17 protein-coding genes are annotated in these 17,203 nt (G+C 73.5%); 12 read left to right on the top strand and 5 right to left on the bottom strand.

Going from position 1 to position 17,203, the window contains the following annotated elements:
• Positions 1–32 precede the first annotated feature (32 nt).
• Positions 33–1,349: a DUF2252 domain-containing protein gene (locus V6U89_RS04980; RefSeq protein ID WP_334569381.1), complete on the top strand. Its 1,317-nt coding sequence runs from the start codon at positions 33–35 to the stop codon at positions 1,347–1,349.
• A gap of 11 nt (positions 1,350–1,360) precedes the next feature.
• Here V6U89_RS04980 and V6U89_RS04975 read toward each other — a convergent pair whose 3' ends face one another.
• Positions 1,361–2,407, bottom strand: coding sequence for a glucose 1-dehydrogenase (locus V6U89_RS04975; RefSeq protein ID WP_334569380.1), 1,047 nt, complete (start codon positions 2,405–2,407; stop codon positions 1,361–1,363).
• A gap of 106 nt (positions 2,408–2,513) precedes the next feature.
• Between V6U89_RS04975 and V6U89_RS04970 the strand changes: the two genes are divergently transcribed.
• Entirely contained in the window at positions 2,514–3,296 is a 783-nt protein-coding gene (locus V6U89_RS04970; protein ID WP_334569378.1) for an NADH-quinone oxidoreductase subunit C, read from the top strand.
• Positions 3,296–4,258: an NADH-quinone oxidoreductase subunit NuoH gene (gene nuoH / locus V6U89_RS04965; protein WP_088960216.1), complete on the top strand. Its 963-nt coding sequence runs from the start codon at positions 3,296–3,298 to the stop codon at positions 4,256–4,258. The genes V6U89_RS04970 and nuoH overlap by 1 nt, the downstream gene beginning before the upstream one ends.
• Positions 4,259–4,268: 10 nt before the next feature.
• On the opposite strand, the gene V6U89_RS04960 is transcribed toward nuoH, so the two are convergent.
• Positions 4,269–5,306 (bottom strand): glutathione S-transferase family protein, encoded by a 1,038-nt coding sequence (locus V6U89_RS04960; protein ID WP_334569377.1) that lies wholly within the window; start codon positions 5,304–5,306, stop codon positions 4,269–4,271.
• A 134-nt stretch (positions 5,307–5,440) separates the two neighbouring features.
• Between V6U89_RS04960 and V6U89_RS04955 the strand changes: the two genes are divergently transcribed.
• Entirely contained in the window at positions 5,441–5,848 is a 408-nt protein-coding gene (locus tag V6U89_RS04955; RefSeq protein ID WP_334569376.1) for an ester cyclase, read from the top strand.
• Between the two features lie 38 nt (positions 5,849–5,886).
• On the opposite strand, the gene V6U89_RS04950 is transcribed toward V6U89_RS04955, so the two are convergent.
• On the bottom strand, positions 5,887–6,195 hold the full coding sequence (locus tag V6U89_RS04950) for a hypothetical protein (RefSeq protein WP_334569375.1): 309 nt from the start codon (positions 6,193–6,195) through the stop codon (positions 5,887–5,889).
• A gap of 299 nt (positions 6,196–6,494) precedes the next feature.
• Here V6U89_RS04950 and V6U89_RS04945 point away from each other — a divergent pair, with 299 nt between their 5' ends.
• The 8 genes from V6U89_RS04945 (at position 6,495) to V6U89_RS04910 (ending at position 15,662) form a co-directional block, all read left to right on the top strand.
• On the top strand, positions 6,495–7,085 hold the full coding sequence (locus V6U89_RS04945) for a NuoI/complex I 23 kDa subunit family protein (protein ID WP_280836989.1): 591 nt from the start codon (positions 6,495–6,497) through the stop codon (positions 7,083–7,085).
• Positions 7,085–7,606 carry an NADH-quinone oxidoreductase subunit J family protein gene (locus V6U89_RS04940; protein WP_088960220.1) on the top strand — a complete coding sequence of 174 codons (522 nt, stop codon included), beginning with the start codon at positions 7,085–7,087 and terminating at the stop codon, positions 7,604–7,606. The genes V6U89_RS04945 and V6U89_RS04940 overlap by 1 nt, the downstream gene beginning before the upstream one ends.
• Positions 7,603–8,001: an NADH-quinone oxidoreductase subunit NuoK gene (gene nuoK / locus V6U89_RS04935; RefSeq protein WP_334569374.1), complete on the top strand. Its 399-nt coding sequence runs from the start codon at positions 7,603–7,605 to the stop codon at positions 7,999–8,001. Before V6U89_RS04940 ends, nuoK begins: the two co-directional genes overlap by 4 nt.
• A gap of 35 nt (positions 8,002–8,036) precedes the next feature.
• Positions 8,037–9,923 (top strand): NADH-quinone oxidoreductase subunit 5 family protein, encoded by a 1,887-nt coding sequence (locus tag V6U89_RS04930; RefSeq protein WP_334569434.1) that lies wholly within the window; start codon positions 8,037–8,039, stop codon positions 9,921–9,923.
• Positions 9,920–11,422, top strand: a complete 1,503-nt coding sequence (locus V6U89_RS04925; protein WP_334569373.1) for a complex I subunit 4 family protein — start codon at positions 9,920–9,922, stop codon at positions 11,420–11,422. Before V6U89_RS04930 ends, V6U89_RS04925 begins: the two co-directional genes overlap by 4 nt.
• Positions 11,423–11,576: 154 nt before the next feature.
• The gene (locus tag V6U89_RS04920) at positions 11,577–13,067 is read left to right on the top strand and encodes an NADH-quinone oxidoreductase subunit N (protein ID WP_334569371.1); all 1,491 of its coding nucleotides are present in this window, start codon (positions 11,577–11,579) and stop codon (positions 13,065–13,067) included.
• Positions 13,068–13,386: 319 nt separating this feature from the next.
• Positions 13,387–14,265 (top strand): zinc metalloprotease HtpX, encoded by an 879-nt coding sequence (gene htpX / locus V6U89_RS04915; protein ID WP_154941794.1) that lies wholly within the window; start codon positions 13,387–13,389, stop codon positions 14,263–14,265.
• 137 nt (positions 14,266–14,402) lie between these two features.
• Positions 14,403–15,662: an MFS transporter gene (locus tag V6U89_RS04910; protein WP_334569366.1), complete on the top strand. Its 1,260-nt coding sequence runs from the start codon at positions 14,403–14,405 to the stop codon at positions 15,660–15,662.
• Between the two features lie 172 nt (positions 15,663–15,834).
• Here the strand turns inward: V6U89_RS04910 and V6U89_RS04905 are convergent, their stop codons facing one another.
• Together V6U89_RS04905 and V6U89_RS04900 are read right to left on the bottom strand one after the other, a co-directional pair.
• On the bottom strand, positions 15,835–16,134 hold the full coding sequence (locus V6U89_RS04905) for a hypothetical protein (protein ID WP_334569365.1): 300 nt from the start codon (positions 16,132–16,134) through the stop codon (positions 15,835–15,837).
• 317 nt (positions 16,135–16,451) lie between these two features.
• Positions 16,452–17,015, bottom strand: a complete 564-nt coding sequence (locus V6U89_RS04900; RefSeq protein WP_334569364.1) for a hypothetical protein — start codon at positions 17,013–17,015, stop codon at positions 16,452–16,454.
• Positions 17,016–17,203: the final 188 nt, after the last annotated feature.

The following is a 17,203-nucleotide window of genomic DNA, read 5'->3' as shown; positions in this document are numbered from 1 at the left end:
CCGGCTGGCGGCCGGGGGTTAGCCTGCCGTCCATGACCCAGTCCGCGGAGCAGCGTTCCGCCTTCATCGTCGACGTGCTCACCGAGGAGTTCGGTGCCTCGATGGCACTCGACCCGGCGGCCTTCCGCCGCAAGTTCCGCAAGATGGCCGCCTCCCCGTTCGCCTTCTACCGGGGCAGCGCGTCCCTGTTCTACGCCGACCAGCGCGGCGACTTCGCCGACGAGGCGTTCCTCGACGAGCGGACCAGCCGGGTGTGGATCCACGGCGACCTGCACGCGGAGAACTTCGGCACCTACATGAACGGCTCCGGGCAGTTGGTGTTCAACGTCAACGACTTCGACGAGGCGTACGTCGGGCCGTTCTCCTGGGACCTCAAGCGCCTGGCGGCCAGCGTCGCCCTGCTCTGCTACGCCAAGGCCCTGTCGGACCAGGTGATCAGCGACCTGGTCGTCCGGTTCGCCCGGTCGTACCTGACCGAGCTGCGGGCCATCGCGGCCGGCGGGGACGACGCGATCGGCTCGATCACTTTGGACAACGCCGACGGCGTGCTGCGCCGGGTGCTCCAGCAGGCCCGGCTCAACACCCGGGTGGACCTGCTCGCGACGCAGACCACCATCGACAACTACGAGCGCCGCTTCTCCCTCGGCGACGGGGTGTTCGAGGTCGACGCGGCCACCCGCAAGAAGGTCTGCGCGGCCTTCGAGAGCTATCTGGGGTCGTTGCCGGCATCGCCCCCGCGGCTGCGTCCTGTTTCATCCCATATCAAGGACGTGGTGCTGCGCAAGGGCGTGGGCATCGGCTCGGCCGGGCTGCCGTCGTACAACCTGCTGCTGGAGGGGCACACCCAGGCGCTGGAGAACGACGTCGTGATCTACATGAAGCAGGCGCAGGTGCCCGCGGTGGCCCGGCACATCGAGGACGAGCGGGTCCGCGGCTACTTCCGGCACCAGGGCCACCGTACGGCCGAGTCGCAGCGGGCACTCCAGGCGCACGCCGACCCGTGGCTGGGCTTCACCGAGCTGGACGGGACCGGCCAGCTCGTCGCCGAGGTCTCCCCGTACGCCGCCGATCTGGACTGGGCGGACGTCAACGAGCCGGACGAGCTGGCCGGGGTGCTGAGCGACCTGGGCCGGGCGGTGGCCCGGATGCACTCGGTCGCCGACGACGAGTCCAGCCACGACCTGGTGGACTACTCCACCGAGGAGTCGATCGTGGCGGCGGTCGACGCCGACGAGGCCGGGTTCGTCGCCCACCTCGTCGACTTCGCACACGCGTACGGCGTCCGGACCCGGGAGGACCACCAGCTCTTCGTGGACCTGTTCCGCAACGGCCGCCTGCCCGGCATCTGAGGCGTCGGCCCCTAGGCGGTGAAGTCGAGCACCGTCTTGATGTCGCCGCCGGTGTGGGTGTACGCCTCGGCGTACGCCGACACCGGCACCCGGCGGGTGATCACCGAGTTCAGCCAGGTCGGGTCGGCCCGGGCGAGCGCCTCGGCGGCCAGCTCCCAGTGCCGCCGGTTGGCGTTGACCGACCCGAAGACCACGTTGTTCTCCAGTACCAGGTCCCGGTTGAGGGCGCCCGCGTCGAAGTCGATGCTCCGGCCGCCGCTGGAGACGCCGGTCAGGCAGACGATGCCGATCGGTCCGGCCTTGCGCATCGCGTCCAGCACCACCGGCGGGGCGCCGGTGCACTCGATCACCACGTCCGGTTCGAAGTCCAGCTCGGCCACCGGCACGGTGTGGTACGTCGCGCCGAGCGCCCGGGCCAGGTCCGGCTTCGGGCCGGTGGTGTTCCGGTCGAGGACGTGCACCGCCAGGCCGCGCTGGGTGGCCAGCAGCGCGGCCAGTAGGCCGATCGGCCCGGCGCCGGTGACCAGCGCGATCTGCGGCTTCCACTCGGCGCGGGCACCGATCCGCTCGATGTGGTCCCAGGCCTTCGCCACCACGCTGGTCGGTTCCAGCAGCATCCCGACCGGGGCGAGGGCCGGGTCGAGGCCGACGGCGAACTTCGGTTGGATCCGCCACCTGTCCCGGGCAAAGCCGGGCAGCCCCTTGATCCCGTGCTCGGTGTACTTCCCGTTGCGGCACATGTCCCACTCGTCGACCGCGCAGTTCGGGCAGGGCACCGGGTCGGGGTGTCGGACCACGCCCGCCACCAGGTCGCCGGGTTGCAGGGTGCCGGTCGGGTCCTCCAGCACCCGGCCCAGTGACTCGTGGCCGAGCACCAGCCGCTCCTGGCCGGGCGGTGCCTCGCCGTACTCGCCCGCGACGATCTCCAGGTCGGTGCCGCAGATGCCGACCGCCATCGCCTCGACCAGGATGGCGCCCTCCTCGGGCGCCGGCTCGGGCCAGTCGTCTACGAGTCGCACCGATTCGGGTACTCCGGGAGTCACAGTGACAGCGCGCACGGTGACCATCTTTCCCCCTCCGGCGTTGACCCGCCGGGTAAAGCGGTGAGATGCCCGCCCGGACGGCCCGACACGGCCGGGCGCCGGCGGCCCTAGGATCAGCGGCATGACTCCGGAAGAGGTCGGCCAGCGGGTGGTCGCGCTGCTCGCGCCGGTCGAGGCCACCGCGTCGGTCTCCGGCGGTCAGTCCCACGCCCGCGCCACCGTCGACGTACCCCTCGCGAGCTGGACCGACGCGCTGCGCGCGGCGCGCGACGACGCCGAGCTGGCCTGCGACTTCTTCGACTGGCTCTCGGCGGTCGACGAGCTGGCCGACGGGTTCGACGTGGTGGTCCACCTCTGGTCGACCACCCACCGGCACGGCGTGCTGCTGCGCACCCGGGTGCCCCGCGAGTCGCCGACGGTGGCCTCGGTGGTCGACCTCTGGCCGGGCGCCGCCTGGCACGAGCGGGAGACCCACGAGATGTTCGGGATCGACTTCGCCGGTCACCCCGGGCTCGCCCCGCTGCTGCTGCCGCCGGAGTTCGAGGGGCATCCGCTGCGCAAGGAGTTCGTGCTCGCCTCCCGGGTGGCCAAGCCCTGGCCGGGGGCGAAGGAGCCGGGCGAGTCGGAGGCCGGCGGCGGTCGCCGGCCGATCCGGCCGCCGGGCGTACCCGCGCCGGGGGAGTGGGGCACCACGCCGACGCCCGCCGGGGCGGCCGGGGTGGGTGAGGGGCCGCGCGGCGGTACCCCGGCCCGCCCGGTCCGGGAGCGGCCCGCCCGGCCGGCTCCGGGCGCGCGGGCGGCGCGTACCCCGGGGGCCGGGGCCACCGGCGACGGCCCGGCGGCGGCCGGCGAGCCCGCGACCGGCGACCGCCCGACGCCGCGCGACGAGGAAGGTACGGCCTGATGCCCACCTGGTTGGAGCTGGTGATCCGGGTCGGTGGCGTGCTGGTCGCCTTCCTCACCCTGCCGCTGGTGGTCGGCCAGGCCGAACACAAGGTGATGGCGCACATGCAGGGCCGGCTCGGCCCGATGTACGCGGGCGGCTTCCACGGCTGGGCGCAGCTGGTCGCCGACGGGGTGAAGTTCGTGCAGAAGGAGGACGTCACCCCGCGCGAGGCGGACCGGGCGGTGTTCCGGCTCGCCCCGGTGGTGGCCCTGGTGCCCTACCTGCTGGTCCTGCTGGTCATCCCGCTCGGCCCGGACGACCTGGTCGGGCAGCCGCTGGACATCGGCCTCTTCTTCGTCCTCGCCGTGGTCGGCGTGGGCGTGGTCGCGGTGCTGATGTCGGCCTGGGCCTCGGCCAACAAGTACAGCCTGCTCGGCGGCCTGCGCGGGGCGGCCCAGCTGCTCGGCTACGAGCTGCCGCTGGTGCTCTCCGCCGCCTCGGTGGCGATGGCGGCGGGCACGCTCAGCCTCTCCGGCATCGTGGAGGCGTGGCAGCCCTGGTGGCTGCTCTGGCAGGCGCCCGCGATGTTCGTCTTCTTCGTCGCCGGGTTGGCCGAGATCCGGCGGCCCCCGTTCGACATGCCGATCGCCGACTCCGAGCTGGTCTTCGGCTACATGACCGAGTACACCGGCCTGCGCTTCGCCTTCTTCCTGCTCGCCGAGTACGTCGGCATCGTGGTGATCGCCGCGCTGACCACCGTGCTCTTCCTCGGCGGCTGGCAGGGGCCGTTCGCCGACGGTCAGCTCGGCTGGCTGTGGACGCTGCTGAAGGTCTTCGCGGTCTCCTTCGTGATCATCTGGCTTCGGGTCTCGTACCCGCGGCTGCGGGAGGACCAGCTGCAACGCCTCTGCTGGCTGGTGCTGGTGCCGCTCTCCCTGGCCCAGCTGGTCCTCACCGCCGCCGTGCGCGTCGCGCTGTAGCGGCCCGCGCTCAGCGCAGCGGGGTGTGGGCGGGGTCGACCCGCTCGTCGGCCGGCGGGGGTGGCGGCGGGGTGCCGTCGCCGAAGGGCCGTCCGCCGAGTTCCTCCCGGCCGTGCGGGGTGAGCCAGTTGGACAGGTCGGGGCCGAGCGGCACCACGCCGGTCGGGTTGATGTCCCGGTGCACCTCGTAGTAGTGCCGCTTGATGTGGTCGAAGTCGACCGTGTCGCCGAAGCCGGGGGTCTGGAACAGGTCCCGCGCGTACGCCCACAGCACCGGCATCTCGGTCAGCTTGCTGCGGTTGCACTTGAAGTGGCCGTGGTAGACCGGGTCGAAGCGGGTCAGGGTGGTGAAGAACCGGATGTCCGCCTCGGTGATGGTGTCGCCGACCAGGTAGCGCTGGCCCGCCAGCCGCTCGGACAACCAGTCCAGCCGGTCGAAGAGCTGGTGGTACGCCTTCTCGTACGCCTCCTGGCTGCCGGCGAAGCCGCACCGGTAGACGCCGTTGTTGACGTCCCGGAACAGCACCGCGCTCACCTCGTCGATCTCGTCGCGCAGCCGTTCCGGGTAGAGCTGCGGCGCGCCCTCGCGGTGGTACGCCGTCCACTCGGTGGACAGGTCCAGGCTCATCTGCCCGAAGTTGTTGGTGACCACCTGCCCGGTCGGCACGTCCACGATCGCCGGCACGGTGATGCCCCGCTCGTAGCCGGGGAAGCGGGCGAAGTACGCCTCCTGGAGCCGCTCGATGCCGAGCACCGGGTCACGCCCGCCCGGGTCCAGGTCGAACGTCCAGCTCCGGGCGTCGTGCGTCGGCCCGGCCACCGCCATCGAGATGGCGTCCTCCAGCCCGAGCAGCCGCCGCACGATGATCAGCCGGTTCGCCCAGGGGCAGGCGCGGCTGACCGCGAGCCGGTACCGCCCCGGCTCGACCGGGTAGCCGTCCCGCCCGTCGGTGGTGATCCGGGTGGCGATGTAACGCTGGTCGCGGGTGAACTCACCACCCGGCTCGACGTACTTGCCGCCGGTCGTCCCGCCTGCCGCCTCGCCCACTGCGCCCCCTGGAGTCCGTTCGTCGTGTCCCTGTCCCATCTTTGCCGATCTCCCGCGCCGCAGTCCGATGACCGTCCGTCTCCGTGGTCGCACGACCGCATTTCGCTCCGGCGTGGCCCGGCTAGGCTGCCCGGATGATCGATCGGGAGGCGCTGGCGCGGCGGTTCGTCGCCGACGTGTGGAACGGCGGGCGCGAGGAGTCCGCGTACGAGCTGATCGGGGCGGAGTGCCCGGGGCTCGGCGGGGTCGGACCGGAGGCGACGCTGGCCTGGCACCGGGACCGCCGGGCGGCCTTCCCCGACCTGCGCTACAAGATCGTGGACGTGGTGGCCGCCGACGACCGGGTGGCGGTGCGCTGGCGGGCGGCCGGCACCCAGGCCGGGCAGTTCGGCCCGGTGCCGCCGACCGGGCAGGTGGTCAGCTACTCGGGGGCGACGTTCCTGCGGTTCGACGCCCAGGGGCGGATCGTCGACGTGTGGAGCGTCAACGAGCTGTTCCAGCTCCTCCAGCAGCTCGGCGTGGAGATGCTGCCGCCGGCCTGACCGGCGCGGCCCCTGCTCGCCGGCTCTGTCACTCAGGGTCACCTCGCCGTTGGCCTGAGCGCGGATGAGCGTGATACCTCAGAGGCATATTGATGACTCACAGGTATCACGCTCGTACCGGCATCCGCCTCCGGCGCCGGGCCGGCCCGCGGTCCGTCCGGGTGCTCCGGGTGATCAACAACGCCGGCGACGTCTTGCGCGGTGCCCCGGATCAGGTCACGCGCGGCGGGGATGATCCGCGCCAGCGGCACGTCGATCTCCCACGGCTCGGGCAGCAGGATGCCGTCGGTCATCCGGGCCTGCTCGACGTAGACCCGCTTCACCGGGTCCAGCTTGTACGCGTGCACGACGATCCCGTCGGCGGTCTCGATCGGCCAGAAATAGGGGATCAGCCCTCGATCCGCCAGAAGTAGGGGATCAGCCGTACCTCGACGGCCTGGGTTCCGTCCAGGAGCTCGTGGCGGCGGCCGTCGTCCGGCAGGGCGTCGAGGTCGTCGGTGGTCCACTCGCCCGGCGGCGGGTAGTCGCCGTGCAGCGGTCATCGACGGGTCCTTCCCGGTGCGTCGTTCTCCCCACCGTCACGGTACCGCCGTCAACAGACGGGTGGTGGTCGCGCGCGCCGGGGGCACAGGGCAGGATGAGCGTCATGAGCGAGCGCAGCGGCATTCCCGGCGAAGGGCTGGTGAAGGGGCTGGCGGTCACACTGAAGACGATGACCAGCCGGTCGACCACGCAGCAGTACCCGGACGTCGCCCCCGAGCTGCCGCCCCGCTCCCGGGGCGTGATCGCGCTGCTGGCGGAGAACTGCACGGTCTGCATGCTCTGCGCCCGGGAGTGCCCCGACTGGTGCATCTACATCGACTCCCACAAGGAGGAGGTGGTGGTGGCCGGGGCCGCCCGCCCCCGCCAGCGCAACGTGCTCGACAAGTTCGACATCGACTTCTCGCTCTGCATGTACTGCGGGATCTGTGTCGAGGTCTGCCCGTTCGACGCGCTCTACTGGTCGCCGGAGTTCGAGTACGCCGAGTACGACATCAAGGACCTGCTGCACGACAAGGACCACCTCGGCCAGTGGATGGGGACGGTCCCGCCGCCGCCCGCCCACGACCACAACGGCGAGCCGGCCAAGGAGGAGGCCACCGCCGCGCGCAAGGCCGCGGCCCCGACCAGCTCCGCCGCCCGCCCCACCGTGGTACGCCCCGAGTCCGGCCCCGCCGCCGACGGGGGTACGCCCTGATGACCGGTGCGGACGTGCTGCTGCTCGCCCTCGGCGCGGTGGCGGTCGGGGCGGGCGTGCTGGTGGTGGGCACGAAGCACCTGGTGCGGGCCGGCCTCTACCTGGTGGTCTGCCTCGGCGCGCTGGCCGGTGACTACCTGGTGCTCACCGCCGAGCTGGTGGCCTGGGTGCAGGTGCTGATCTACGTGGGCGCGGTGGTGGTGCTGCTGCTGTTCGCGGTGATGTTGACCCGCGCTCCGATCGGCGCCTCCGACGACCTGGACCGTCCCGGCTGGCCGGCCGCGCTGATCGGTGCGGGCAGTGGGCTGGGGCTGGCCGTGCTGCTGGTCGACGCGTTCCGCTGGACCCGGGTCGAGCTGCCGGCGGCGGGCACCGCCGAGCGCCTGGGTGAGCAGGTCTTCCGCTCCTGGGTGCTGCCGTTCGAGGTGCTCTCGGTGCTGCTGCTCGCCGCCCTGGTCGGCGCGATCGTCCTTTCTCGCCCCGACATCGGCCGCCGCCCCGACGAGGGCGGCCGCCGGTGAGACCCGTCATCCCGTACGTCACCGCCGCGCTGCTGTTCGGCCTCGGCGTCTACGGCGTGCTGCGTCGCCGCAACGCGGTGCTGGTGCTGATGGCGGTCGAGCTGATGCTCAACGCCGTCAACCTGATCCTGGTCACCGCCGACACCACGGCGAAGGCCGTCCTGCCGCACGGCGGGCAGGTCTTCGCGCTCTTCGTGATCGTGCTGGCCGCCGCCGAGATCGGCGTGGGCCTGGCCATCGTGCTCCAGTTCTACCGCCTGCGGGCCAGCGTCGCCGTGGACGAGGTGCCGCTGACCGAGGCTCCGGCGCTCGTGCCGGCCGGGCCGCTCGCCGTGTCGGCCGGGGTCGAGCGGCCGTCGGGCGGGCCCGCCGACCGGCCGGAGGGGGACCGGTGACCGGACTGCTCGGGGCCGCGCTGCCGGCCGTACCCATGGTGGCCGGCCTGATCGGGTTGCTGCTGCCACCGTCGCCGCGCGGCGCGACCACCGGGGAGGACCGGGCCCGGCGGGTCGCGATCGGCCTCGGGGTGGCCGGCGCGGCCGGGGCGCTGCTGATCGCGCTGGTCCTGCTGGCCCGGGTCGGCGACCCGGTGGAGACCGCCACCACCTGGATCGACCTGGGCGGGCTGCGGGTCACCCTCGGGGTGCGGCTGGACGGCACCGCCGCCCTGGTCGCGGTGGCCGTCGCGGCGGTCGCGCTGGCCGTGCAGGTCTACTCCACCGCCTACCTGAAGCGGGGCCCGCACGACGACGTCGAGGTCGACCACCGCTACCCCCCGTACGCGGCCCAGATCAGCCTCTTCACCGCCGCGATGCTGCTGGTGGTCGTCGCCGGCGACCTGGTCATGCTGCTGGTCGGCTGGGAGGTGATGGGCCTCTGCTCCTACCTGCTGATCGCCCACGACCGGCGGTTGCCCGAGGCGCCGGCCGCCGCGATGAAGGCGTTCCTGGTCACCCGGGTGGGTGACGTCGGCTTCCTGCTCGGCATCGCGTTGCTCGGCGTCTCGGCGGGCAGCTTCCGGATCGCCGACGTGCTCGCCCACGACCACGCCACCGGCACCCTCACCGCCGCCTGCCTGCTGCTGCTGGCCGGGGTGGCCGGCAAGAGCGCGCAGTTCCCGCTGCACACCTGGCTGCCGGACGCGATGGCCGGCCCGACCCCGATCTCCGCGCTGATCCACGCGGCCACCATGGTCGCCGCCGGCGTGTACGCGGTGGCCCGGCTCTACCCCCTGTTCGAGGCCACCCCGACAGCGCTGGCCGTGCTCGGGGTGATGGCCTCGATCACCCTGCTGCTCGGTGCGCTCGCGGCGACCGCGCAGGACGACCTCAAGCGGGTGCTCGCCTGGTCGACGGTCTCCCAGATCGGCTACATGACCGGGGCGCTCGCCGTCGGCGCGCCGGCCGCCGCGCTGTTCCACCTGCTCACCCACGCCGCCTTCAAGGCGCTGCTCTTCCTCGCCGCCGGTGCGGTGATCCACGCCGTCGGCAGCACGCTTATGTCCCGGATGGGCGGCCTGCGCCGGGACATGCCGGTGACCTTCTGGTGCACGCTGATCGGGCTCGGCGCGCTGGCCGGGGTGCCGCCGCTGTCCGGGTTCTGGAGCAAGGACGGCGTGCTCGCGGTCGCCGAGGCCGCCGCCCTGGACGGCACCGGCCCCGCCCCGGCCTGGGTCGGCTGGCTGGTCTGGCTGGCCGGGCTGCTCGGCGTCGTGGTCACCGCCTGGTACGCCACCCGGCTGCTGCTGCGCACGTTCCTCGGCGAGCCCCGGATGCCGCTGCTGCGCCCGCACGATCCGCCGGCCGCGATGCGCTGGCCGGTGCTGCTGCTCGCGATCCCGGCCGCGTTGCTCGGGCTGGTCGCCTTCCTGCCCCCGTTCGCCGATCGGCTGCTCGCCTCGGCGAACGGGGTCGAAGCCGACGTCGAGCTGGTCCACGTCGGCTCGGCGCTGCTGCTGCCGACCGCGTTGCTGCTGCTCGGGGCCGGGCTGGCCTGGGCCGGCTGGCGCCGGGACCCGGCCGCCGACCCGGCCCGCGCGCTGGGACCGCTGCGGCCGGTCTTCGCCCGGGCCTTCCGGCTCGACGACGTCCAGCACGCCCTCGTCGTACGCCCGGCGAGGGCGCTCGCCCGCCTCGCGCGTACCGGTGACGAGGTGGGGGTGGACGGCCTGGTCGAGGGGAGCGGCCGGGGCGCTTCCGGCCTCGGCGGTGGCCTGGCCGCGCTGCACCGGGCGGCGCTGCCCCGCGCGGCGGCGGCGGTGCTGGCCGGCGCGCTGCTGATCGGGCTGGCCACCGTCCTGATCGGAGGGTTGCCGTGAGTCTCGGAGAGTTCCTGCTGGTCGCGGTGCTGGCCCTGCCGGCGGTCGGGGCGGTCCTGGTGGCGGTGCCGCCCCGGGAGCGGGTGGCCCGGCTGGTCGGCACGGCGGTGGCCGCGTTGACCCTGGTCGGCGCGGTGCTGCTGGTGTTCGGCGACCACGGCTGGTTCGGCTACGGCCCGGCGCCGGCGGTGCAACCGTGGCACCAGCTCGACCTGCCCTGGGTGCCCGGCCTGGACCTGCGCTTCCACCTCGGGGTGGACGGGATCTCCTGGCCGCTGGTGGTGCTCACCGCCCTGCTCACGCTGCTCTGCTGCGGCTACACCCTCTGGCGGGTGCCGGCCGGCGGAAGCGGGCGGGCGCTGGTGGCGCTGCTGCTGGTGGTCGAGGTGGGCATCCTCGGCACCTTCCTCGCCCTCGACCTGGTGCTCTTCTTCGCGTTCTTCGAGGTCGTCCTGCTCCCCATGTACGCGATCATCGCGGGCTGGGGCGGCGCGGACCGGCGCCGGGCGGCGCGGAAGTTCGCGCTCTACACGCTCCTCGGCTCGGTGCTGCTGCTGGTCGGCGTCTACGTGGTGGTGGCCGCCGCCGGCACCGCCGACATCGTCGCGCTCACCGGTGGGGCGGGGTTGTCCCGGGGCACCCAGCTCGCGGCGTTCACCCTGCTGGGGCTCGCCTTCGCGGTGAAGGCCCCGCTCTGGCCGCTGCACTCCTGGCTGCCCGACGCGCACACCCAGGCGCCCACCGTCGGCAGCGTGATCCTCGCCGGGGTGCTGCTCAAGATGGGTACGTACGGCCTGATCCGGGTCGCGGTCGGGGTCGCCCCCGAGGGCGCCCGCTGGGCCGCCCCGGTGCTCGGCGTGCTGGCCGTCGCGGCGATCCTCATCGGGTCGCTGGTCTGCCTCGCGCAGGACGAGCTGAAGCGACTGATCGCGTACTCCAGCGTCGGTCACATGGGGTTCGTGCTGCTCGGGGTGGCCACGCTGACCGCTACCGGTATCCAGGCGGCCCTGATCGGCAACATCGCGCACGGGGTGATCACCGGCCTGCTCTTCTTCCTCGCCGGGGCGGTCAAGGACCGTACCCACACCGGCGCGCTCGCTGAGCTGTCCGGGCTGCGGGAGACCGCGCCCCGGCTCGCCGGGCTGCTCGGCTTCGCCGCGGTGGCCTCGCTCGGCCTGCCGGGGCTGGCCGGCTTCTGGGGTGAGGCGTTCGCCGTGTTCGCCGCCGTCCGGCGCGGCGGGCCGCTCTGGCTCACACTGGCCGTGCTGGCCGCGGTGGGCGGTGCGCTCACCGCCGCGTACTTCCTGCGGCTGCTGCGGCAGGTCACCCATGGGCGGCCCAGTCCGGTGGTGGGCCGGCTCGCGCCCGGGCTGGCCGGCGCGGAGCTGACCGCCTGGGCGCCCCTGGTGCTGCTCGCGCTCGCGGTCGGCCTGGCGCCCACGCTCGTGCTCGGCCTCGCCACCGGTCCGGTCGACGCCCTGGTGGGAGTGCTCCGGTGAGCGCCCGGACCCCGGTCGGCGGCGGCGCGGTGGGTACGGGCGGCGTGGCGGGGCCACGCGGCCGTGGGTGGCAGTGGACCGTCGCGCGTCGGGCGTGCGGCGCGCGGGTCGCGGTCGGAATCGGCCGGGTGGCCGAGCGGCGGGAGTGGGCGGCATGAGTCTCGTGCAGAGCGTGGACAACGTGGCGCTGCTGCCGGCGTACCTGGCCGCCGGCACCGCCGTACTCGTGCTCCTGGCCGACCTGCTGGTGGCCCGGCGCGGGACGACGGTGGCTGTGGCCGCCGCGGGCGCCGTCGCCACCGCCGCCGGCGCGGCGCTGGTCGGCGCGGGGGAGACCCGGCGGACCTTCTGCGTCGGCGCCGACTGCTCCTGGGTCCTGGACGGCCGGGCGGCCCTGGTGGCCGCCGTCTTCGCCCTGCTCACCCTCGGGGTGCTCGGGCTCTCCGGGCCGCTGCTGCGCGGCGGGCCGACGCCGCCGGGAGAGTTCTGCTTCCTGCTCGCCTGTTCGATGACCGGTGGCGTGGTGCTCGGCGCCGCCGGTGACCTGATCACCCTGATCGTCGCGCTGGAGACCCTCACCCTGCCGCTGTACGTGCTGGTCGGCCTGCGCCGCGGCAGCCTGGCCAGCGCCGAGGCGGCCGTCACCTTCTTCGTGGTCAGCGTGGTCGCGACCACCCTGACCCTGCTCGGCGCGGCGCTGCTCTACGCGGTCACCGGCGGGCTGCACCTGGACCGGCTGGGCGCCATCCTTGGTGACCGCCCGGAGCTGCTCGACCTGCCGCTGGCCACCGCCGCCGTCGCGCTCGTGGTACTCGGCCTGGCGTTCAAGGTGGCGGCGGTGCCGTTCCACGCCTGGGCGCCGGCCACCTACGACGGCGCGCCGCTGCCGGTGGCGGCGTACCTCTCCACCGCCTCCAAGCTGGGCGGGGTGGTTGCCCTGCTCGCCGTGGTGCAGCGCGCGCTGCCGGCCGACGTCACCGGCCCGGCGCTCGCCCTGCTCGCCGTGCTGACCATGACGGTCGGCAACCTGGTGGCGCTGCGCCAGCGGCGTACGGTCCGGCTGCTCGCCTGGTCGTCGGTGGCCCAGGCCGGCTACATCCTGGCCCCGTTGGGCGCGTTGGCGCTGGCCGCCGGGCGCACCGACGAGGCCCGGGCGGAGGCGTACGCCGCCGCGGTCGCGTACGCGGTCTTCTTCGTGCTGCTGGAGTTGGCGGCCTTCGCGGCGCTGGTGGCGTTGCGTCCGGCCGGCGCGGACGGCGGCACGGTCGACGACCTGCGCGGGTCGGCCCGTCGGCAGCCGTGGGTGGCGGCGGCCTTCGCGCTGGCGCTGATCGGCCTGGCCGGCCTGCCGCCGGGGCTGGCCGGTCTCTTCGCCAAGGTCACCGTGGTCCGGTCGTTGCTGACCGGCGGTGCCGGCTGGCTGGCCCTGGTGGTGGCGTTCAACGCCGTGATCGGGCTGGCCTACTACCTGCGCCTCGCCGCCACCCTGTACGCCCGGGACGCCCGGTCCGGCGAGGAAGGCGGGGTGTCGGCTGTCGGCGGCCGGGTGGCCTGGCCGGTCACCACCGCGCTGGCCCTGGCCACCGCGCTGGCCGTGGTGGTGGGCTTCGCCCCGCAGCTCGTCCTCGACCTCGCCGCCCGCTGACCCCTTCCGATGCCTGCCGGGCCTCGCCGCCCCCCTCCGCCCCGCCACACCCTTCCCGACCTCGTCGGTGTCTTTCGCCCCGCCCGCACAGTTTCGGCTCGCTCGCACCGTCGCCACCCCTGTCGGGCGGTTCGTGGTGAGTCGCGGTGGCCCGGCCGAGGGATGCCGCGACACGCCGCAAAGCGCGCGGCGGCGGGCTTGCAGCGCGCCCACAGCGACCTCCAGCCAACTCACAGTCATGAGCAGGATGGTTGACGGGTACCGGTGACGTTGGACCGGTCAGCGGGTCCCGCGTGGCCCGCGCACCGAAGGAGCGATCGTGCATCACAACCGTCTGAAGACCGCAGCGCTGCTCGGCCTGTTGACCTCGCTGATCCTCGCGGTCGGCTACTGGTTCGGCGGCAGCGGCGGCCTCGTCATCGCCGTCGTCGTCTCGTTGCTGATGAACGGTGTGTCCTACTTCTTCTCGGACAAGCTGGCGCTGCGCTCGATGCGGGCGCAACCGGTCAGCGAGGCCGAATTCCCCGAGCTGTACCGGATGGTCCGTGAGCTGGCCACCGAGGCGCGGCAGCCGATGCCCCGCCTGTACGTCAGCCCGACCTCGCAGCCCAACGCGTTCGCGACCGGGCGCAACCCGGCCCACGCGGCGGTCTGTGTCACCCAGGGGATCACCGAGATCCTGGACTACCGGGAGCTGCGTGGGGTGATCGGTCACGAGCTGTCGCACGTCTACAACCGGGACATCCTCATCTCCAGCGTGGCGGCCGGCCTGGCCGGCATCATCACCGCGCTGGCCAACATCGCCTGGTTCATCCCGCTCGGCGGTGGCGACGACGAGGACGCCCCGAACCCGGTCGTGCTGCTGCTCACCCTGATCCTCGGCCCGATCGCGGCCACCGTGATCCAGCTGGCGATCAGCCGGAGCCGGGAGTTCCAGGCGGACGCCTCCGGCGCCCAGCTCACCCGGGACCCGCTGGCCCTGGCCAGCGCGCTGAAGAAGATCCACATGGGTACCCAGACGCGTCCGCTGCCCGCGCAGGGTCAGCTGACCAGCACCGCCCACCTGATGATCGACAACCCGTTCAAGCGGGGCGGCGGCATCGCCGCGCTCTTCTCCACCCACCCCCGGATGGAGGAGCGGGTCGCCCGACTGGAGCAGTTGGCCGCCAACAGCGGCCCGGTGCAGTTCCAGCGCTGACCCACCCCGACACCTCCGCCCGCGTCCGGTCCGGACGCGGGCGGAGTCGTGTGTCCGGGCACAAACCAGTTCCCCCCGGTCCTGGCCGCCGTTAGGGTCGAAACGTCTCTCACCCATTACATCCTCGGAGGTCGAACGTGGCCGCACTGCGCCAGTACCTGGGCGTCTGGCGGATCCCCGGCGCGCCGATGCTGCTGGTCTTCGGCATCATCGGCCGGCTCGGGATCGGCATGACGCCGCTGGCGCTGCTGCTGGTGGTGGAGCAGGTGACCGGGCGGTACTCGCTCGCCGCGGTCGCCGGAGGCGTCTACGCCCTCTCCGGCGCCGCGCTCAGCCCCGTCGCCGGGCGGATCGCCGACCGGGTCGGCCCCACCCCCGTGCTGCTGGCCACGGCCATCGCCCATCCCCTCGCGCTCTTCGGGCTGCTCGGGGCCAGCCGGTCCGAGGCCGGCAACCTGGGCCTGATCTACCTGGCCGCCGGGATCGCCGGTGCGACCTACCCGCCGCTGACCGCCGCGATCCGGGGTGCCTGGAACGACCTCACCGGCCCGAACTCCGGGCGGTACCACCTGCGCAACACCGCGCTGGCCGCCGAGACCTCGCTCTTCGAGGTCGTCTTCGTGCTCGGCCCGCTGCTGGTGGCCGGCTTCGTGCTCGTCGCCGACGCCGCTGCCGCGCTGGTCGGCGCCGCCCTGGTCACCCTGGTCGGCACGGCCGCCGTGGCGCTGGGGCGGGTGATGCGCGGCTGGCAGCCGCACCCGCGCGAGCACCACGCCAGGGGCCTCGGCCCGCTGCGGGTGGGCGGCTTCCCCGCGCTGCTGCTCTGCGTCGCCAGCCTCGGCATCGCGTTCGGGGCCGCCGGGGTGATCGTGCCGGCATTCGCGGGTGACCAGCCCACTGCCGACCCGGAGAGCCTCGCCGGCATCCTGCTCGCGGTCTGGGGTGTCGGCAGCGCCGCCGGGGGCTTCTGGTTCGGCGTACGCAAGCCGGCGGCCAACATGACCCGCCAGTTCGCCTGGCTCCTCGGCGCGGTGGCCGCCAGCTTCGCCGTCTTCGCGCTGATGCCCGGCCCGGCGGCGCTGGGTGTCGCGCTGGTCCTCGGCGGCGCCACCATCGCGCCCGCGCTCACCCTGGAGAACACCCTGGTCGGGCGGATCGCCCCGGCCGGCATGCTGAACGAGGCGTACACCTGGGTGGTGACCATGTCGGTCGCGGCGAGCGCCGCCGGCGGCGCGGTGGCCGGGCTGATCGTCGACCACGCCGGCGGCGTGCCGTGGGCGTTCCTCTTCGCCGGGGCCGCGGTCGCCGTCGGGGCCGCGGTGGCCGCCATGCCCGCCGGGCCGATCGCCCGCGCCGAGGCGACAGCGGTACGCGCCGAGCAGCCGGTCGCCGCCTGACCGACCGCCGAGGAGTACGCCGGCCTGCCCGGGACCGGCAGCGGGCCGGACGGTCACCGTGTCCGGAGGCTCGGGTGATGCCCCGTCTCCGGTCCGATCACGACTGCGCCGGTGACGGTGTCCGCCGTGCCGCTTCGGTCGGCCGGGGCGGGCGGCCGGCGTTGGGTGGGTCTCAACCGGGCTCGACGGGGTACCTCACCGCCATGTTTCTCTTCTTCTCGAACCGGGTCGGCTGTCTGGGCTCGATCCTGATCAGCGCCATTCTGACGGTGATCCTGCTGTTGATCTTCTCGCGCTGAGCCGGTGGTCGGACCCTTCCGCGCGGCTGACCAGGTGGTGACGGTGGCTCGGGCGGGCGGTCTCGCGCGCGGGCCGCGTCGGTGACGGCGACCCCGGCCAGGACTGCGGTCGCGGCGAGGGCGGCCAGCAGCGGCGGCACGAACAGCATCGCGGGTGTCAGGGCCGCCAGCACGAGCACACCGATCGGCCGATCCGGGACACGCGGCTGAATACCGCGTATTCGAAGCCGGCACGGCCGGCCAGCAACAGCGCTGGTCCGCCGAGGATGACGGGACCCGGGCCGGTTGCGTGTGTCCGAGTGGATGGGTGCGGTCGTGGCCGGGAAACCGGCGCTCGCGTTACCCGGGCGGGCGGGGGCGCGATGCTCTTCTGGGCCGCGCTGCGTCACCACGACAGCCGCGGTGGCAGCAACGGCTGCAGTCGTGGTGACGGCCGCCGGATGTCCCGGCGGCCGTCACCTCAGCTCCTCGTGGGTGGTGATCCCGCGGTTCAGCCGAGCAGCGACAGGATTCGGTTGAGCAGGGCGACCACGCCGTTGAGCGCGCCGCCACCGGGGTTGTCGAGCAGACCGGCGACCGCGCAGAGCAGGTTGCCGAGGAGGTTGCCGGGTCCCTGCTGGGCGGTGATGTCCAGCACGACCTCGTCGAGGTGGACCTGGAGGCCGAGCAGGTTGAGGTCCAGCGGCCCGAGGTTCAGGTGCAGGATGTCACAGGTGCCGTTGACCTGCAGCGGCACAGTGACCTGCTGCGTGACGGTGCCGAGGGACGTTCCGGCAGAGTTGGTCAGGGTGCCGGTGAGCGTGCCGACCGCGGCGAGCTGGCCGCCCTGGTTGACGAACCGGGTTGGGGTGAAGGCGCCGGCGAAGGTGCCGGTACCACCGAGGGCGTCGGTGAAGCTACCCGTGACCGGAGTGGCCAAGGTGGACGCGGCGGGTGCGACGGCCGGAGCCTGCTGCGTCACCGGGGCCGCCTGAGCGACGCCGGCGCCGCCGAGGACGAGACCTGCACCCGCGGCGAGCGCGGCGACAGTGGTGCCGAGGCGTGCTACACGCATGAGCTGTTCCTTCCTGTCGTTTGGTCTTGCGTCCTAGCTCCTACCCCCGCCGACCAGGGCGAACCTCTGAAGACCATTCACATTGGAGAGGGCAGGATGTCTTTCCCGTCGATCAAGCGCCCCCTACGCGCTGATGATGGACGCCGCGCTCCTCGACCCGGGCGGCGGGAGCGAATGCGCTGACGGCG

It is taken from the genome of Micromonospora sp. CPCC 206171 (genome assembly GCF_036906755.1).
Classification (GTDB): domain Bacteria; phylum Actinomycetota; class Actinomycetes; order Mycobacteriales; family Micromonosporaceae; genus Micromonospora; species Micromonospora purpureochromogenes.
This window is presented reverse-complemented; position numbering and strand designations above follow the sequence as displayed.

What these genes read in the sequence shown, in the direction of transcription:
- V6U89_RS04980 (WP_334569381.1), top strand. Translation starts at nt 33, where the DNA reads ATGACCCAGTCCGCGGAGCAGCGTTCCGCCTTCATCGTCGACGTGCTC.
- V6U89_RS04970 (WP_334569378.1), top strand. Translation starts at nt 2,514, where the DNA reads ATGACTCCGGAAGAGGTCGGCCAGCGGGTGGTCGCGCTGCTCGCGCCG.
- nuoH (WP_088960216.1), top strand. Translation starts at nt 3,296, where the DNA reads ATGCCCACCTGGTTGGAGCTGGTGATCCGGGTCGGTGGCGTGCTGGTC.
- V6U89_RS04955 (WP_334569376.1), top strand. Translation starts at nt 5,441, where the DNA reads ATGATCGATCGGGAGGCGCTGGCGCGGCGGTTCGTCGCCGACGTGTGG.
- V6U89_RS04945 (WP_280836989.1), top strand. Translation starts at nt 6,495, where the DNA reads ATGAGCGAGCGCAGCGGCATTCCCGGCGAAGGGCTGGTGAAGGGGCTG.
- V6U89_RS04940 (WP_088960220.1), top strand. Translation starts at nt 7,085, where the DNA reads ATGACCGGTGCGGACGTGCTGCTGCTCGCCCTCGGCGCGGTGGCGGTC.
- V6U89_RS04930 (WP_334569434.1), top strand. Translation starts at nt 8,037, where the DNA reads ATGGTGGCCGGCCTGATCGGGTTGCTGCTGCCACCGTCGCCGCGCGGC.
- V6U89_RS04920 (WP_334569371.1), top strand. Translation starts at nt 11,577, where the DNA reads ATGAGTCTCGTGCAGAGCGTGGACAACGTGGCGCTGCTGCCGGCGTAC.
- V6U89_RS04900 (WP_334569364.1), bottom strand. Translation starts at nt 17,015, where the DNA reads ATGCGTGTAGCACGCCTCGGCACCACTGTCGCCGCGCTCGCCGCGGGT.